The 17,021-nt window shown below is 52.7% G+C and carries 8 protein-coding genes; 1 reads left to right on the top strand and 7 read right to left on the bottom strand.

What is annotated here, in order from left to right:
* Nucleotides 1-136 precede the first annotated feature (136 nt).
* Nucleotides 137-919: an NAD(P)H-dependent oxidoreductase gene (locus tag C7433_RS16625; protein WP_110268585.1), complete on the bottom strand. Its 783-nt coding sequence runs from the start codon at nt 917-919 to the stop codon at nt 137-139.
* A 100-nt stretch (nt 920-1,019) separates the two neighbouring features.
* Between C7433_RS16625 and C7433_RS16620 the strand changes: the two genes are divergently transcribed.
* The gene (locus C7433_RS16620) at nt 1,020-1,934 is read left to right on the top strand and encodes a LysR family transcriptional regulator (RefSeq protein WP_110268584.1); all 915 of its coding nucleotides are present in this window, start codon (nt 1,020-1,022) and stop codon (nt 1,932-1,934) included.
* A gap of 380 nt (nt 1,935-2,314) precedes the next feature.
* On the opposite strand, the gene C7433_RS16615 is transcribed toward C7433_RS16620, so the two are convergent.
* From C7433_RS16615 to C7433_RS16585, 6 genes are all read right to left on the bottom strand, one after another.
* A complete protein-coding gene (locus tag C7433_RS16615) occupies nt 2,315-2,647 on the bottom strand; it encodes a DUF6572 domain-containing protein (RefSeq protein WP_110268583.1) in 333 nt (110 codons plus the stop codon).
* A gap of 187 nt (nt 2,648-2,834) precedes the next feature.
* Nucleotides 2,835-3,197: a hypothetical protein gene (locus C7433_RS16610; RefSeq protein WP_039338534.1), complete on the bottom strand. Its 363-nt coding sequence runs from the start codon at nt 3,195-3,197 to the stop codon at nt 2,835-2,837.
* 9 nt (nt 3,198-3,206) lie between these two features.
* Entirely contained in the window at nt 3,207-4,055 is an 849-nt protein-coding gene (locus tag C7433_RS16605; protein WP_110268582.1) for a hypothetical protein, read from the bottom strand.
* 310 nt (nt 4,056-4,365) lie between these two features.
* Nucleotides 4,366-4,713 (bottom strand): immunity 8 family protein, encoded by a 348-nt coding sequence (locus C7433_RS16600; protein ID WP_255421331.1) that lies wholly within the window; start codon nt 4,711-4,713, stop codon nt 4,366-4,368.
* Between the two features lie 334 nt (nt 4,714-5,047).
* The gene (locus C7433_RS16590; protein WP_110268580.1) at nt 5,048-5,287 is read right to left on the bottom strand and encodes a hypothetical protein; all 240 of its coding nucleotides are present in this window, start codon (nt 5,285-5,287) and stop codon (nt 5,048-5,050) included.
* Nucleotides 5,288-5,291: 4 nt separating this feature from the next.
* Entirely contained in the window at nt 5,292-17,009 is an 11,718-nt protein-coding gene (locus C7433_RS16585) for a hemagglutinin repeat-containing protein (RefSeq protein ID WP_110268579.1), read from the bottom strand.
* Nucleotides 17,010-17,021: the final 12 nt, after the last annotated feature.

The following is a 17,021-nucleotide window of genomic DNA, read 5'->3' as shown; positions in this document are numbered from 1 at the left end:
ACTTACTTTGATAGCGTCTGTTAATCAAACCGACGATTCATTAGGTCACATCCTCGCGTTGCATGCAAGGGTTATTTTGAAATCGATGCAAACAGGGCAGATAAGCCAGACGACGTGCCTCTGCCCTGTTCTGCCCTCAGCCTTGGCGAATGTGGATTCTGTGGCCCTGCTCACCGGCTGCCAGATCGTCACGCAAGGTTAACTCGGGGATCGCGTAATCCCCGCCGTTTTGCCGATAATAGCCAACAGGTGCAGTAATAAACAGGTTATCGAGCCGCTTACTCAGTTCCTGACACAGCGCATCAAAACGTACGCTATCGATCCGGCCGGTACGGTAAACCGTGAACGGCGGCAGCACGTCAAAGCCGGGGTAAAACAGAATGCCATGCTGAATGGGAAACAAGATGTCATCAATATGCCCATTGATGCCGCGCGGACCGTAATGCGACGCCCATCCGCCCATCGTGACCACCAGCATGGCGCGCTTCCCTGCCAGCGTACCTTCACCGTAGCGATCGCCCCAGTGCGTATCTGAATGTTCGCCTACGCCGTAGGCAAACCCGCAGGCATAAACACGATCCATCCAGCCTTTCAAGATGGCGGGCATTGAGAACCACCATAACGGGAACTGCAAAATCACCGCATCGGCCCACAGTAGTTTTTCCTGTTCCTGCTGGATGTCTTCGCTTTGAAAACCGCCTTCAAAAGCCTGAGTGGATTCCAGTGAGGGAGTAAACCGTTCGGCATGTTGGCGATGTTGTGTGTCGGCAGACGATACGCGCGCCTCCCAGTTCATGGCATAGAGATCGGAAACGCGCACCTGATGGCCCAGCCGTTCCAGATGACTGACGGAAAAACGCGCCAGCGCACCGTTAAGCGAGCGGGGTTCAGGGTGAGCAACAACGATTAACACATTCATAAACTATCCCGTGTTGATAAAAGAGACAGGTAGCCTGCGCCTGATTGTGCTATCAGTAAAAGCAAAGGAACGGATAGTCGCTATAGACAGGACTGATACCATGAAGCCCGATCTGAATTTGTTGATCACGTTAAACGTCCTGCTACAGGAAAACAGCGTCAGCCGTGCCGCTGAACGGTTAAACCTTTCCCAGCCTTCCGTCAGTGCCCGGCTGGAACGCCTGCGTACTTTATTTAACGATCCGCTACTGATTCCGGTTTCCCATGGTATGCGTCCCACGGCACGAGCAGAAGGATTACGCCCTTCGCTTGAAGAACTGGTTGCCAGAATCGATGAAGTCGTAGCCGAGCCGGGACCCTTTGTGCCCGCAGAGGCAGACATCACCTGGCGCATTGCCGCCACGGATTATGGTGCGCAGACCGCGCTGATGCCGTTGATGAATACCTTACGTCAGGAAGCGCCGGGCACCCGGCTTGCCATTCTGGATATGAAACCGGCCCTTATCGCGCAGCAACTGGAAAAAGGCACGGTCGATCTGGTGCTTCATCTGCGTGACGGCGTGCCTGACGGGCTGCATGTCCGCCCACTGTTTCAGGAGCGCTATGTGGTAGCAGGCCGTCAGGGTCATCCCGCCCTGCATTCAGCTATCACCGCCGAAGCGCTCTGCGCGCTGGAGCATGTGGTAGTGTCGCCAGACGGCGGCGGCTTTCGTGGGGTGACGGATAGCGTACTGGAAGCCAGAGGATTGAGCCGGAAAGTGGTGCTCTCTGTGCCCCACTTTCTGTTGATGGGCTGCGTGCTAAGCACCAGCGATTTAGTGGCGTTGATGCCGGAGAGAGTGGCGGCAATGATGCCGGGATTAATGACCGTGCTACCGCCGATGGCGATTCCAGGCTTTGAGCTGGTGATGCTGTGGCATGCGCGATCGCACCGGGATTTGGGGCACAGGTGGTTAAGGGAACGGGTGGTGGGGAGGTTTCAGGATGGGCGTTGGAATGGTGAGGTTATGCAATAATGCTGAACCTATATAGTGTTGAACTTTAAAAAAAGCCGCTTTGCCATTCTTTCGTAAAGGCGCATATAAAAGACGTAACAGATTGCTCTGTCGCTAAAAATTTCAACTTAAATATATAAAATCTTCTGTACAATTATGTTCATAACAAAATCAACGTTCAAAAAATATAATTATGTATATTTTCATCCAAAACATCTGAAAGCTATCAATTCGCCAAGCAGACAAACATTCTAAAAAGCAAGCAAGTCTCTTTAATCTCTTAATCATTTCCATCAAAAAACTCAACTTAAGCATCAAAAAAAATTATAAGATGGCTTAATACCCCATAGCTTCAAATAAAAACGATAGCATGCAATTTTATAAAAATCTTTTTTTAAAAATCAACCAACATGGTGACTAATCAAATCAATATTGTACTCTTTTAATGCCACTTGAAATTTAGAAAAAAAATCATCAACTTCTTTCGGCGGTAAAAATTTAAAAAAAACCTGAATGCAGAATTTACTTTTACCACATAAAGCGGGAGATAACTCTCTCATTTGATCACTAAGAATGAAGTTTAAGTAAGCATTTACTTTATCTTGAAGCAAAAGCAAATGCCCATTAATATCATCCTCCCATGATAAATGATCTGTAATACCCAAAAGTACAAGCTCATCATCTTCATCCGATGCATTGATAAAATCGACCTTATTTACTTCTTCAATTGACATAGTTACTCCCTTTTACTTTCCGGCCTAATAATAATCACTTGGGTTGGCGGAATTTTAGTGCCTCATTTTCTTTGGGTCAAAAAGACGAAGATCTCTGATTTACCACTGCATTAATTTTGGGGAAAGGTCATTCCCCGGAAACCTCAAAAAGCACCTGGAGCTAAAACGGCTGTGCTTACAACAAGATCTAGATTAGATCTTCACCATTTAAAAGCACAATGATATTTCCTTCCCCTAACTCTCGCCTGAACACGTCTGCTATTCCAGAAGTATTCAACTCAGGAAAGGATTTGTCATTCACTGCAATCATAAAATAAGATTTTGGCTCTTTTAGTCCATACTCTTCAGCAATTGATAACTTAGTCTCATGATTGTACTTCTTAACACGATCATCAAGCAACGCAAGCTGCTGACCACTTAAGATTATATGTGGTTCAAAAAGAAGATATGGGCCATCAAAGAGATGGCCGTACTTTTCCTTCACCACACTTAATCTTTCCCTCAGATCATCAATACTTATTGATGTGTAACACGCTATATCAATTGACATTTACCCGCCTTACTTAATTCTTATTGGTTTTCCTGACTGGTCGATCACAATAACCTTTTCTAACCCTTTTATTGGCCAATCACTAAATTGTTTTTGCAAATCACTGACACTTGCTTTTGTATCGGCCAAGTTGATAACAACATTGTTTGTTTGACCACTATTCACTTTTTCTAAAGCCCGGTCATAGATATTGCGAACCGAGTTTTTTTTAGGGGCGATATTATCGAACACCTCACCATTAATTTTATAATCTGGGTTTTTAACCCCTGCAGTTACGGGATTCTGCTCAACATGATAACCATTTTGAGACAGGATCACAGCACCTTCGTTTTCTCGTTGTAGTGAACGTATATTTTCTGCTGATGCATTCGGCGGTAGCTTAGTTGGCTGACCGCTTAGAGAACCGGTTGTAGCATTTCCAACATTATCAACATCAGCTTCAGCATTACCGATAGTGCTGTTCCGCGATAAACTCGTATCACCAGAAATAAAATTTGTTCCGCTCGGCTTAGATATGGCACTTTGCGCAGCCATACTACCAAATATAGCAGCCGTACCAAGACCTATGTTTAATGCCCCGTTGCTATAGTTACCATCAATGACCTGGCCGATTCCAGTACCGGCTTGATAACCCCCACCAGCTGCCAGCGTTGAACGTGCAATAATCCCCGGAGCACCCGGCAAAGCGAGTAAAGCATCGGTTCCTATTGCAGCTTGGCCGGATTGCACGCTATACCCTTTCAGATAACTCAGCGCCTCGTTGTATGCTTTGGTATCTCCTGTTGAGGCAACAAACGCCTTGCCTGCAAGCAGAGACTGAATAGCGTCAGCCGCTCGTTGTGGGGTATATCCGTACATAGACTGAAGTTCATAACCATACTGGTTAAGTAATCCAGCCAGATCTTGCTTTTGGCCTTCTGTCAGTGGTTGCCCTGACTGGAACTTTTACAGCAACACATTACGGAGCATTTTTTTCGTGCGCACGAAAAATCATAGTTTACTGCTAATCCCTTCCCTGGGGTGTCGGGGCATCGCCCTGACCTGGGTGTTTTAGAGGCCTGCCGTAAGGCGGTACTCCAAAAACACATCTTGTCTGCCTGGTTGTGAAGAAATCAGGGTAAAGATCCCGACAGCTTGAACTGACCCCATAAAAGACGGGGTTTATCGCTTATGGCTGGTAGTCTTCAAATTCCCAGGCAAAAACGCGGGAGAGTTTTTGCGCTATCTCCATCCAGTCTTTACCTTCGCACTGATTGATATAATCGGTGATGGTCTTTTTGATCTCATCCAGATCGTATTTACGTACCAGAAGCGTATGCCGCATCAGCTCTGGCAGCCAGTGGTGCTTACAGAGCCATTCCGGGGTGCAGATAAACACATCAAAATAATCACTCCCTTTTTCTTGCTCAGAGCCGATAGATAAGGAAAGTGTAATTGCAATGGTTCCATCATCTTCGCCTGCATAGGTACGAGGATCTTTATGCATACAATCAATACCTTTTAATATCGCTTTCACCATCACCATCCTAATCTGTGATATTCAAATGACCGTTTCCGATTTTCAAAGATTCGCCTTTTGAATTAATGGTATATGTTTCAAAATTAGCTTGAGTACCAGTCGTTGCATAAGGACTATTAGGTTTTTCTGAATCGCCACAGGTAAGCTCTGACAAACAGGCAAAAAAATCACCGGCGGTAAGATCGGGCTTGCTGTTTAAGGCCGATAGTCTTCGTATTCCCATGCAAAGACGCGGAATCGAGATGATCACCACGCCGGGCCAGATGATCATCCGGCTGGCGGCGGACTGATAATATAAAAATCCCGGCTCGGTGGCCGGGATTTTATCTGATTAAGATATTTTCAGTTCTTCCGTTGCTTCCGCCAAGATTTGCAAAAAACTGCTTAGACTAAATTTCATTGCATTCTGTTCAGCAAGTATTCTGGCATCTGAGAAAAACTCTATTTCTAAATTATCAGGGCCTTTATCTTTGTTTAGTTGGCAAAGAATCTGATCTTTGTAAGAAATCTCCACTGTAATTTCTTTATATTTAGAATCACTGAAGAAAGTTAATTCAAAATCATTGTTCATATATTTATCTCGGCTTTTTAGGATCTAAGAAACCAGAAAATGAGCCATCTGAGTTATAGCGCACACCTCTGCCATCAGGCAACCTATATTCCACGCCACCTCTGGAAAGTTCTGTTTTTATAGTACTTTTATTATTCAGCACTTCATTTACAAACTGATTCGCTGCTTCACTTTTCTGTGTTGGATTGCCTTTTAATGGTTCAAAAACACCACCAGGTCTACCTGCGTGTTTTTCCCATGCTCTGGCCGCAGCAGATAAACCTTGTTCGTTAATTGGCTCGTTCGCAGACGAAATAAGATCATCTTTCTTGAAACGGTCAAAATTATTATATGAACCGTTTTCCTTATCTCGCGCATTTTCCTCATCCTGTGGCTCCCAACCGCCAGGCGTTCCGGACCCCGTTCCACCCAATTCGGCTTTATCAGCATCCGACAAATCTTTGCCAATATTTGGTTGGTTCTGCTCTTCGCCATTTTCCGAAGAACATGCTCGTCCGAAGGAGCATTGCGTTGCCTTGTCCAGCGCATCACCCAGATCTTTAATTTTACCTTCAAGACCTGAAGCTATTTTCTTATCTGCATCTTGTTTAACCTGGTCGCCAGGACCAACAGGCACACCCGGAACAGGAACCGGAGCAGGTGCCGCTGTCAGCATATTATTCTCAACCGTAACCTTCCCGGCCTGAGCAGCAGTAACCATATCTGCAGCCCCACTCCCCGCCAGCCCCCCAGACAGACCCGCTGCCAGTGTTGCCAGCGCCGATACGGTTTCTTTCTCCTTGTCGTTCATTTCGTACGGCTTCTTGCCGTAGATTTCGCTCGCCAGCATGCCGGTCAGCTCGCCTGTCACCGCCCCTGCGGCCCCTGCTGCGATATTTTTGTCCTGGGCGGCCGCAAGCGCCGCATTGACAACCGCATGCGCCATTAACCGGCCGGCCGAGTCTAAATCTGAATGCCCGATCAGGTTGGCAATATAGGGGGCTGCGCCACCGGCGGCGGCGGCGCGGATATCACCCGAAGCCAGTCCCTGTACGGCGGCCGTTGCGGCTGTGACAATGCGCTGTACGCTGCCACCCACAGCGAAAGGCGAGGCACTGAGCGCACTATCGTAATAGCTCTGCCAGGCCTGCTTGCTGATTTGCTCACTGGTCGGCGTCTTGCCCGGATTCGCTTTTTCCCAGTCCGTTTTAGCCTGCTGCAGTTTTTCCGGACTGGCCTGCTTCATGTCATTATTTGCAGCGCGCGCCGCTTCAATTGCGCCCTGCGTTTCGACAATATCGCCCACCTGACTGCCAATCTCGCCAATCATCTGCGCGGTCTGCAGTCGCTGCTGTTCTTTCTCTTTGTTAAAGATCGGGCTGATGCTGTCGTTGGCGTGTGCCGTGTCACGACTCAGCGTGGCGGTATCCTGCTTCTGGTCAGCCTGATTACGCACCACTATCGTCCCGTCAGCCACCGCTGACCGGGTAGTTCCTTCAGCATGCCCTTTTCCGCCAGCGCCTGCCAGCATGGTGTTAGCCATATTCCCGGCGAACTGGCCCGCCAGGCTGGCACCCGTATTCATGCCGATGCCCTGGTGTTCCGTTTTGTAGTCGGCCGCGTTATGCAGATCGGTAAAACCCAGCGTTCCCGTATCCAGACGGTTTTTATCCGCCCCGGCCTGACTGGCGATGACCGCACCATTGAGCTGCGTGTGGTTACCCACCGTGACATCAAAGCCGCCCTGACCCGCGAACAGGCCACTCTGCTCCTTCACGCTGTCAAAGCTACTGTGCATCTTGTCCTGGCTGGCGTTGATGTAGCCGGAGCCACCTATGGTGCCAATAACGGTAAAGCTGCCACCTGCACCAAAACTGGACTGCTTCGAGTCGTATTTATCGCTGTCCTGCAGACTGGTAAGAGTCAGATCGCGGCCCACATCCGCTTTCACACTGTTCCCGTTGACCTGAGCGCCACTGAGCGTCGTATCCCGACCGCTACTGATAGAGACCCTGCCGCCACTGTCCAGTGTGGTTTCACTCCACACCGTGCCGTTGCCTTTCTCACTGCCCTTAGCGCCATTGACGCTGGCGAACACGCTCAAGCCCGCGCTTCCCGAACCCACGCCAAAGCTGACGCCAATGCCCCCACCGCTGCTGCTGTTTTTACCTGTGGTCTGCCGGGTGTTTGCTGCGCCGGCGAGCGTAATATCATTTGCGGCATGCAGACTGGTGTCACCGGCGGCTTTTAACTGGCTGCCGGCAATAAGCAGGTTACCGCTGTCAGGTCCCTGCCCCTTCCCGGTCGCGTTGATACTGAGATCCCGGCCTGCATTAATGGTTGAACCATTAACCGTATCGGACTGCTGATGCTGCTCGGATTTTGATTGCTGGGTAGACAGTGAAATACTGATGCCAATTCCGTTGTTCGGGTCCCCCTTAAGCTGGGCAAGCTGACTGGCCTGACCGGCCTGTACACCCGATAAAACGGCTTTCGTCGCCTGAAGCGCAGCCATGCGCCCGTCACTCTGCTGTTTGGCTGACTGGGCTGCCGCCACGGCACTGTTCACGGCATCGGCCACTGCACCAGACAGTGCCAGCGTTAAACCACTGGTCCGTTGCTCCGTTCTCTCGTCATGCGTGCGCAGGTCATGTCCCGGCGTAATGGCTACGCTGTCGCCCTGAAGGGCCATGCTGCCGCCCGCAACCAGATCGGCGCCATTAACCTGCAGTTGCCTGCCGGCAATGACTGAAACATTGCCTTTCGTGCTGCCGACCGTACTGATGCTCTGGCTTTGCGTCGTTCCCTTATCGCGCATCTCCTGGAGAGATTTACTGCTGCCGATGCTGAACCCAATGCCGCCCGTTCCCATCAGGCCGCTCTTTTTCGTTTCTGAAAAACGCCAGGTGGAGTCAGTATTGGTCGCTGCGGCGACGCTGACGTTGTTACCGGCATCCAGTGCCACGTTGCCGTCACCGACGACCTGGGAACCTTTTACCAGCAGATCATTGCCTGCTTTAACCGAGACATTGTTGCCGCTCAGCAGGGTGCCTTTTTCATTCGTTGCACTGTCTTCCTGAATGGTGTGCGTGGTCTTTTTACTCAGGAAGCCCTTTTTGGTTTTGGTTTCTTCTTTGTAGTAATAGTCGCTTTCGGTCGCGGTATTCAGGTTAACGTCGCGCCCGGCCTGCAGCGCGATATCCCGCTGTGCCGTCACGTCTGTCGCCTGAGTGTTGATATCGCGTCCGGCAGCCATAGTCGTACTGCCACCACTGGCGATTTCCGTGCCCTGCTGGCGCACGGTTTCACTGATAACGGTTTTTTTGTCGCCCCTTTCGCTGTAACCGGAACCGGTAGCGTCGGCATTCAGGTTGATATCCCGGCCCGCTTTCAGCGCGGCGTTGCCGGTGGCAGCGATGGCAGCGGCCTGGCTGTTGATGTCCTGACCCGCAGCCAGGCTGAGACTGCCGCCGCTGCTGACAGCCGTGCGATCCAGTCCGGTGGAATGGGATTCCTGGTTGCCATTTCTGCTGTTCTGGCTGTTGGTAGCACTGCTGAGGTTCAGATCATTGCCCGCTTGTAGCGAAGCATCATTTGCAGCGTTAAGATTACTGGCCATCACATTTAAATCATGGCCTGACTGGATCGCCAGATTATGGCCTGCCGAAATTTGGCTGGCTGTGTTGGTAATTTTTTGCGTACTGCTGTTTTGAAAACCGAAGCCATTAATTTTAAAACTATCTGTTTTCTGATTACTGGTAATGGCAATATCGTGCCATGCGTTCATTAACAGCTCACTGCCAGAACTAAGGCTGGCTCCTTTTACGTTGATGTCATTGCCCGCTTTGAGGCTTAGTGTATCCAGGGATGTTATTGCCGCTGTTTGCCCAACCAACGTTTGACGTGCCGATGCATTATCTCGATAACCCGCAGACGCACTTGTTTGCCAAAGCGTGGTCAGGGTGTTGTTGTTGATATCGCCATTAATACTCTCAAGCGCGACCTTTTTACCGCTGATGTTCGAACTGACATTGTTAATATTATTTATCGCGGTCAGCTGCAGACTTTCGCCCGCATAAAGTATGCCTGCATTGAGGTTATTCACGCTGTTCTGACTGCTCACAGCCAGGTTATTTTTTGCAGTAATGGTGCTGCCGCTGTTGGTAATATCACCACCGGAAAGCGTTACGTTGTTACCCGCAATCACGCTGCCGTCATGCATTTTCACATCTTTAGACGATAAATAGACTTTGGGCACCATCACCGTTTCGCCATTTATCGTCGCGGCTTCCCACCAGACAATACTTTTATCAAGTGAGGCTACCTGCTGAGCGGACAGTGAAACACCAAACTGTAATCCCAGCGCGCGTTGCGCAGAAGCAGCGTTATCCATGAGATAGCGCATCTGATCCAGTTCGGAACCAATGCCGTTCAGGTAACGGCTGCCGGTCTGGTTTAGCACCACGTTACTGACGTAGCGCGTATCAAAGGCCGCATCGCCAAGGAAACGGTAGTCGTAATTTGGCTTGAGGTTGAGACGATCAAGCAGATAAGACGACCCCAGGAACGTGGTTTTATCAGTATAAAGCTGACGCGTTTCCTGCGGTGCCTGGCCGGGCTGCCGGCCAAGCAGGGCGTTAAGATCGCCAAACAGACTGTTATCCAGTTGTCCCAGACCGTTAAGTTTTGGATTGAGAGTGATTAAATAGGGGCTTTTACTGTTGCCAAAAACAAAATAGCCATTATCGCCAGACGGAATCGGATAGGCGCTGATATCCACACTAGCTGACTTATAGTCCCTCAGATTTGCCGCGCTGACTGAAGTACCCGTGATTAATCCAGTTCCCTGACCTAAATCGGCGCGGTTGAAGCTGCCCGATGCATGAGTAACAAGCGAAGCCTTATCAGGTGCGCTGTTATCCAGTGAGCTACCACCATTAACCTGCTTCAAGGCACCCTGAAGCTGATCGCGCCATTGAGGATAGCCTACTGAAACCTTATCTGTTGTGGCAATTTGCTGACGTGGTTGTATTCCAGTCTGATTAAGTAATGCAAGGTCTTTAATGACAGGTGTTGATATCGTGTTACCAGTCCAACCTGAATTGGAAGTTGTATTTGTATTACTGATATCACTGCTAAATTCAGCATCAAGATTTTCGCCAGCCTGAATTACTGCTCTTAGACCTTGCTCACTATTTATTTTCTCGTAGGATGGACCACCTGAAAGATTATAAGTCAACTCTGTTTCAACAACGCTTCGGTTATTACTCATACTGCGAACATGGTGATATGTTAAATACTCATTTTCAGTACTATTTTCATAGGATTTGTTATTGAGCGTCGAACCCGAAAGATACATGTCTCCAGCAGCTATAATTGAGCTTGCAATGTTATTCAACTCATTGGCAAAGATATATTGCTTGCGACCAGCATATATTCTCCCTGCTCCACCGCTTGCTGTTGCAGTTGCTTGCTTTGAGCCAATAAGAAATGTTTTATCAGGCGCATTTCCAGTCTTTATATACTCATCACTCTCATTTTTACTTAACTGACTAAGTTTAATTTTTATTGTAGGCTGGCCAATATTAGGAATACTATTTGCTGCAGGATGATACTCACTTGCCGAACTAAAACCATCACGTTGGTTAAGGAGATTACCCGTTCGAATTGTAATATCCCCGCCCTGCGTCTCAATCGTCCCCGACGTGTTGATCACTTTCCCGTTGGCATTGCCCGCGCCATCACGCTGCATCCACAGGCTGTTGCCCGCCAGAATATCGCCGCGCTGGTTACGGATGCTGTTGGCAAATAAATAGAGATTCTGTCCGGCGTAGAGTAGCGCGGTATTGACCAGGCTGCCCGGCGTGCTGATGGTCAGGTTACCGAGCGTGCCGGTAAAACCGTCCAGCGTGACGTCGCTGCGGCTGTTCAGGGTGACGTTGCCACCGCCCTGCAGGCTGCCGGCACCGTTCATGGCGATGCGGTTGCCCGTCAGACTGCTGTCGGCGCTGCCGGTGGTAATCTGGCCATTATTGGTCAGATCGCCGCCCGCATTGAGCGTCACGCCCTGCCCCTGCATCGTGCTCTGGTTTTCCAGCGAGCCGTTGCTGTTAAGGGTCAGCCGGTTACCCGCCGCCAGCGTATTGTGACTGACGAAGCTGTTCGCCAGATTCAGCACTGCATCGCCCAGCGCAACGACCTGGCCGAACTGGTCAAAACCGTTACTTACCAGTGACAGCGTTCCGCCGCTGAACAGCCGTCCCGATCCGGCCAGGTTAACCTGCGCCGCATTCACGCTCAGCTGTCCTGTGCCGAGTAGCGTGCCGCTGTTATTCAGGGTCTGATAATTCACGGCAAGGTTGCCGGCCTGCGCTGTGCCCTGGTTCTGGAAATTGGTGCCGTTAAGGGTGCCCTGTTGATCGGCAAGCAGCGTGCCGTTGTTGGTCAGGCCGGACGCATTCAGCGTGAGCTGCCCCGTCTGCAGCCAGCCGTTGTTCACCAGCTGCGGCGTGGTGAAGGTCAGCACGCCGCCCGTCAGCAGTCTGCCGTTGTTGGTGGCAGAATCTGTGGCGCTGACTGTGCCGCCGGCCCCCTGAATCAGACCGTCGTTATACAAATCCGGCGTGGTCAGGCTCAGTGCATTCTGCGAAAGCACCGTTCCACTGGTGGCGTTGGTCAGATGGCCGCTGGTGCTGAGCTGCAGGCTGTTATCACCCTGCAGGCGGCCGGTGTTGTCTACCGTTCCGGTATTGATTACCAGGTCGCTGCCCTGAATACGGCCCGCATTGCTGAGCGAGGCAGCCTGCAGGCTGAGCTTCCCGGCGCTGAGCAACGTTTTATCCTGCTGCTGCGTCAGTGCGCCGTTGAGCTGAACCGTCAGGCCGTCTGTACCGGCAATATTACCGTTGTTGCTGAGCGTGTCGCCTTTCAGCATGAGGTTTTTGGCAACCCACTGTCCCTGATTCGCCAGCGTCAGCGCCTGTAGGGCAGCTGTACCGTTGGCTGATATTTTACTGCCTGCGGCGGCATCCAGCCTGTCGGTTAACGTCAGCTGCAGGCCATCAGCGCTCTGTATCGCCCCGCCGTTTGCCAGTTTTGCCGCATTCAGCAGGATCTGTTGCCCCTGCCAGGTGCCGTTGTTGGTGACGTTACCGGCCGTGATGTTCAGCGTCCCCTGTGTCAGGAGCTGTCCCCCCGCGTTGTTGACGAGTTCACGCGCCGGTGCGGACTGCGCCAGCAGCATGCTGAACCGCTGCGGGGCTGGTCCGAGCGTCAGGGATTTCAGACCGATAAGGTTGCCCTGGTTGGTCACGCTGGCCGGGGTGACCGACAGCGTATCGCCCTGAATGGCGCCACTGTTGTTCAGCGTACCGCCGCTGAGCGTCATGGTTTTTTCGGCGAGGACAGCGCCGGTATTCACCAGATTTTGCGCACTGAGTTGCGCACCGCCCTGACTGAGGAGTGAGCCCCCGTTATAAAGGTCGTTATCAATCGCGGCGGTGAGATCGCCGGTGCTCAACAGCGATCCCTGGTTTTGCCAGCTCCCGGCAGTGATCTGGCTATTCCCGCCCTGCAGGGTGCCGGCGGTATTTAACGTCGCGGCGCCCAGCAGCAGATCGCCGCCACTTAACGCTCTGCCTGTTGAAGACTGGGTGAGATCGCCGGTGCTGATCGCATCAAGTGACGTGCTGCCCTGCCACAGGCCGCTGTTGTTGAGCGATGCGGCACGCAGCGTCAGGCCGCCCGCCATGATTTTGCCGCTGTTAACCAGGCTGTCGGCATTCAGGCTGGCGTTGCCGCCCGTAATCAGGTTGCCGCTGTTATCCAGCAGCCCCGAGGTTTGCCCGTCCAGTATGCCGGTGCCGTTGAGGGTACCGGTGTTTTTTAAGCTGCCGAAACGGTAACTGAGCTGGCTGCCCTGCCAGGTGCCGGCGTTACGGGCATCCGTACCCTGTAACGTCAGCGCGCCACCGGTAATCAGTTGACCACTGGCCTGGTTATCCAGCTGACGGAACCCTGCCGTCAGCGCGTTGTCGCCCTGCAGCAGCCCCTGATTTTGTAAGGTATCGCCCGTGAGTTGCAGTTGCTGCCCGGCAACGATCCCGGCGTTAGTCAGTGACTGCGCCTGTACCTGCGCCAGCTGGCGTGCCAGCAGCTTGCCGTTTCCGCCATTATTCAGCGTGCCGGTCAGCGTGGCGTTCAGCGCGTCCGCATTCACCTGACCGTTGTTGGTAAAATCCCCCCCGTTAACGCTGAAGGTGCCCGCTACCTGTACTGCCCCATCGTTGATGAGCTTAACGGGCGCCAGGCTCAGGCCGCTGCCGCTGACAAGCCGGCCGTTTGCCAGATTTGCAATCTGTGCGCTGGTCATCGCCAGTGCACTGTTGCCCTGTAACAGGCCGGCATTGCTGAGACGGGGTGCCTGGAGGCTGAGCTGATCTGCGGCCAGCGTGCCCGTATTTGTCACCGTGCCAGACTGCAGATTCATGCTTTGCTGGCTTACCAGAGCGCCGCTGTTATTTATGTCCTCAGTGGCAGCGGCCGTTATGCTGCTGGCTGCATGCGCGTTGCCGCTGTTCTGCCAGTTTTTCGTCGTGACAGTAAGTACATCACCCTGCAGTTGCCCCTGGTTGTCCAGCGTGGTCGCGCTAATATCCGCCTGGCCCGCCGTCTGCAATCGTCCCGTCGCCTGATTAGTCAGGCTGGTGCCTTTTAAGGTCAGTCCCGTGTCGCCCTGAATCAGGCCGCTGTTGGTTAAATCTCCCTGAAACGCCAGCACTTTTGCGAGCAGCCATCCGCTGTTGTCAGTGGTACCGCCCTGTAAAGTCACAGCCTGCTGACCCAGTATCTTCCCGCTGTTAGTCAGCGCCTTTGTATTCAGCGTGGCATCACCGGCACTGAGCGCATTGCCGCTGTTTACCCAGTTGTCCGCCGTCAAGGCCAGTTTTTCTCCCTGAATTAACCCTGCGTTAGTCAGGTCACCGCTGTTCAGGGTGAGTTGTCCCGGGGTCAGCAGTTCGCCCCCCTGGCGGTTAGTGAATGTACCGGCCTGAAGAGTAAGGCTGTCGCTGCCCTGAATGCGGCCTGCGTTATCAAGCGTTGCGGCATTGAGCCCCAGCCCTTTTGCGGCAACCAACCCGCTATTGTTAAACTGATCGTTTGCCAGTTGCAGCGCACCTGTGGCCAGCAATTTACCACCGGCCAGGTTAGTCAGCCGGCCATTGTCGAACTGAAGCGAAAGCGCATTGATTTCGCCGTCGTTGGTCAGACTGCCGCCGCTGAGCTGCAGTGCGCCGCCCGTGCTGAGCAGTCCGCTGTTGCTGAAGTCTGGCAGCGTAAGGGTTAAATCGCCCGCCGTCGCAATACTGCCTGAGTGCTGGTTGGTCAGGTCCTGGCTGCGCAGCGCCAGAGTCTGCGTGCCCTGTATCAGACCGCTGTTGATAAGGCTATCGCTGCTCAGTGACAGCTGCGGCGCGGTCAGCGTGCCGCTGTTATTTAATGATGCGGTGCCCACCTGCAACTGATTTTTCGCGACCAGCGCACCGACGTTTATCAGCGTACCGGTGGCAGTGAAGTTAATATCCTTACCGCTCCCCGTTCCCGTATTACTCAGATTTGCGGCGTTGGCCTGTAACCCATCATTCGCGACCAGGGAACCCTGGTTACTCAGCGAGCCTGACGCGCTGAGTATCACGTCATCACCACTGCTTTTGCCGGCGTGCGTCAGGTCCGTTCCCGTAATGTGTAGCCGTTGCTTAGCCGCCTGCGTTCCTTCCAGCGCGATCTGCCCTGCCTGCAAAGTAATGTTTTGCCCCTGCAGATGTGCCGTCGTGCCCGTGTGTAAACTGCCGCTTGTCGACGTCAGCATCCCGTCGGCGTTGACGTCGCCGTTAATATCAACGTGTTTACCTACCTGAAGCGCGATATCACCCTGGCTGGCACTTGAAGCACCGGCTGCGCTGCTCAGGTTGTCACTGTTGATTGCCAGCCCCGAGCGCCCCGACAGGTTCCCGTCCTGAAACAGATCGCCCGTCGACAGAGTTAATGCGCCATCACTCAACAGACTGGCGCCCTGCGTGTTGCTTATGCGATCGCGAAAAGTTAAAACGCCGTCGCCCGTCGCCCCAAGCGTGCCCAGTTGATCCAGCGAATTGCCATTAAGGGTCAGTAAACCGGCACTCTGCAAAGTCCCGCTGTTACGTAAGGCATCACTTTTTATGTCAACACCACTTCCCTGCAATGTGCCCCTGTTATCAAAACTGTTGCTGACAGCATTTAACTGACCTTTAGCAATGAGCGTCCCGTTGTTTTCCAGCGTAAAAGCATCCAGCGTTACAGCATCGGCACTCTGCAAAGTGCCGCCGTTATTCAGGCTGTTACTCTTAATCCTGACGTTATTGCCCTGCAGAATCCCCTGGTTCGCAACATAATTACCGACCGCGGCAAGCTGCCCTTTAGCTAGTAACCCGCCGCTGTTGCCTGTCGTAAATGCATTAACAGACAGGTTATTGCCCGCGGTTACCTGTCCGGCATTATCAAACTGACCGGCCGGGTCCAGGCCTGAGCCGCCGGTGAAGTCTGGTTGCGCGTTTAACGAGATATTGTTTGTTGCATTGAGCGCACTGCCGCTGTCCAGCGACAAGCTGGTTGCGGCAAGGTTGATGCTGTCACCGGCCATTATCTTGCCGCCGCTGACCTGCAGGCGATTGCCGCCCTGCAATGAAACGGCACGATCGCTTCCCAGGCTCCCGTTATTCAGACTGATACCGTTTTGTGCGGTTATCGCCGCCGGGCCAGCGGATTTATGTTCCCCGCTCAGCTCAACGCTTTGCGCGCTGACGGTCAGTGCCCCGCTGCTGAGGCTGTCATGCACCGCCAGTTTGCCGTTCGCGTCCAGGGTGATATCGCCCTGTCTGGCCAGTAAATTACCCAGGTTGACGCCAACGCCTTTCTCGCTGGACACCAGATGAATACGGTTGGCGTACATACCGCCCAGCGCGCTGGTATCCACCGCCACGCCCGGCGCAGGCCCTTCTCCGCGGATGGGCGTAACGGACCCGTCCTGCCCGACGCGATTGGCACCCAGCGTCACGGTGAGATCTTTAGCATGAATGCCGGCATTGATTTCCGTTGCGCGTGCCACAATCGACACCGCATCGGCCTTGCTGCCGTCCAGCCCCTGGCCTTCTATGGTAATGGTGCCTTTACTGACTTCCAGCGCGGCCAGATTGCCACTGGCATCGAACTGCGGTTTACCGGTGGTCAGCGTGACGTTCGGCGTGTTGATAAATCCACAGCCGTTACAGGTAATGCCATAGGGGTTTGCGACCATGACGTTCGCCGCCCTGCCGGCAACTTCCGTATACCCCTGTAGCTGGGTGCGGTTCGCGCCCACCACTTCGTTGATGATGGCCCGCGCTTCCTGACCGGCGCGGAGGTTGGGGTTGTTCTGAATCAGCCCGCCAAGCTGGGTCTGCGTCAGCTGACCCGTGGCATTGTTCAGGATCAGTCCCTGCTGCCCCACGTTATATTGATCGTACTGGTTATGAGAAATGCCCGCCTGATTCGGCGTGGCAATATTGACCACGGGCACACCATTGCCCACCGCATCCATTTTCGTGCCCGGAGTTACCGGTGTGATTTCCGCGGCCATCACCGGCAGCATCGGTTGTACCGCCACCAGATAGCAGATGAGATAGCTGAGTGCGCGGCGGGCAAGGGAAACGGGCTGACGATCATCCATAATCAGTTCCTC

Origin of the sequence: Pantoea sp. PNA 03-3, from assembly GCF_003201175.1 — a bacterium.
GTDB lineage: Bacteria > Pseudomonadota > Gammaproteobacteria > Enterobacterales > Enterobacteriaceae > Pantoea > Pantoea stewartii.
Note: the sequence above shows the minus strand (reverse complement) of the source record. Positions and strands in the feature narration are given on the sequence as shown.

What these genes read in the sequence shown, in the direction of transcription:
- C7433_RS16620 (WP_110268584.1), top strand. Translation starts at nt 1,020, where the DNA reads ATGAAGCCCGATCTGAATTTGTTGATCACGTTAAACGTCCTGCTACAG.
- C7433_RS16585 (WP_110268579.1), bottom strand. Translation starts at nt 17,009, where the DNA reads ATGGATGATCGTCAGCCCGTTTCCCTTGCCCGCCGCGCACTCAGCTAT.
- C7433_RS16590 (WP_110268580.1), bottom strand. Translation starts at nt 5,287, where the DNA reads ATGAACAATGATTTTGAATTAACTTTCTTCAGTGATTCTAAATATAAA.
- C7433_RS16625 (WP_110268585.1), bottom strand. Translation starts at nt 919, where the DNA reads ATGAATGTGTTAATCGTTGTTGCTCACCCTGAACCCCGCTCGCTTAAC.
- C7433_RS16605 (WP_110268582.1), bottom strand. Translation starts at nt 4,055, where the DNA reads ATGTACGGATATACCCCACAACGAGCGGCTGACGCTATTCAGTCTCTG.
- C7433_RS16610 (WP_039338534.1), bottom strand. Translation starts at nt 3,197, where the DNA reads ATGTCAATTGATATAGCGTGTTACACATCAATAAGTATTGATGATCTG.
- C7433_RS16615 (WP_110268583.1), bottom strand. Translation starts at nt 2,647, where the DNA reads ATGTCAATTGAAGAAGTAAATAAGGTCGATTTTATCAATGCATCGGAT.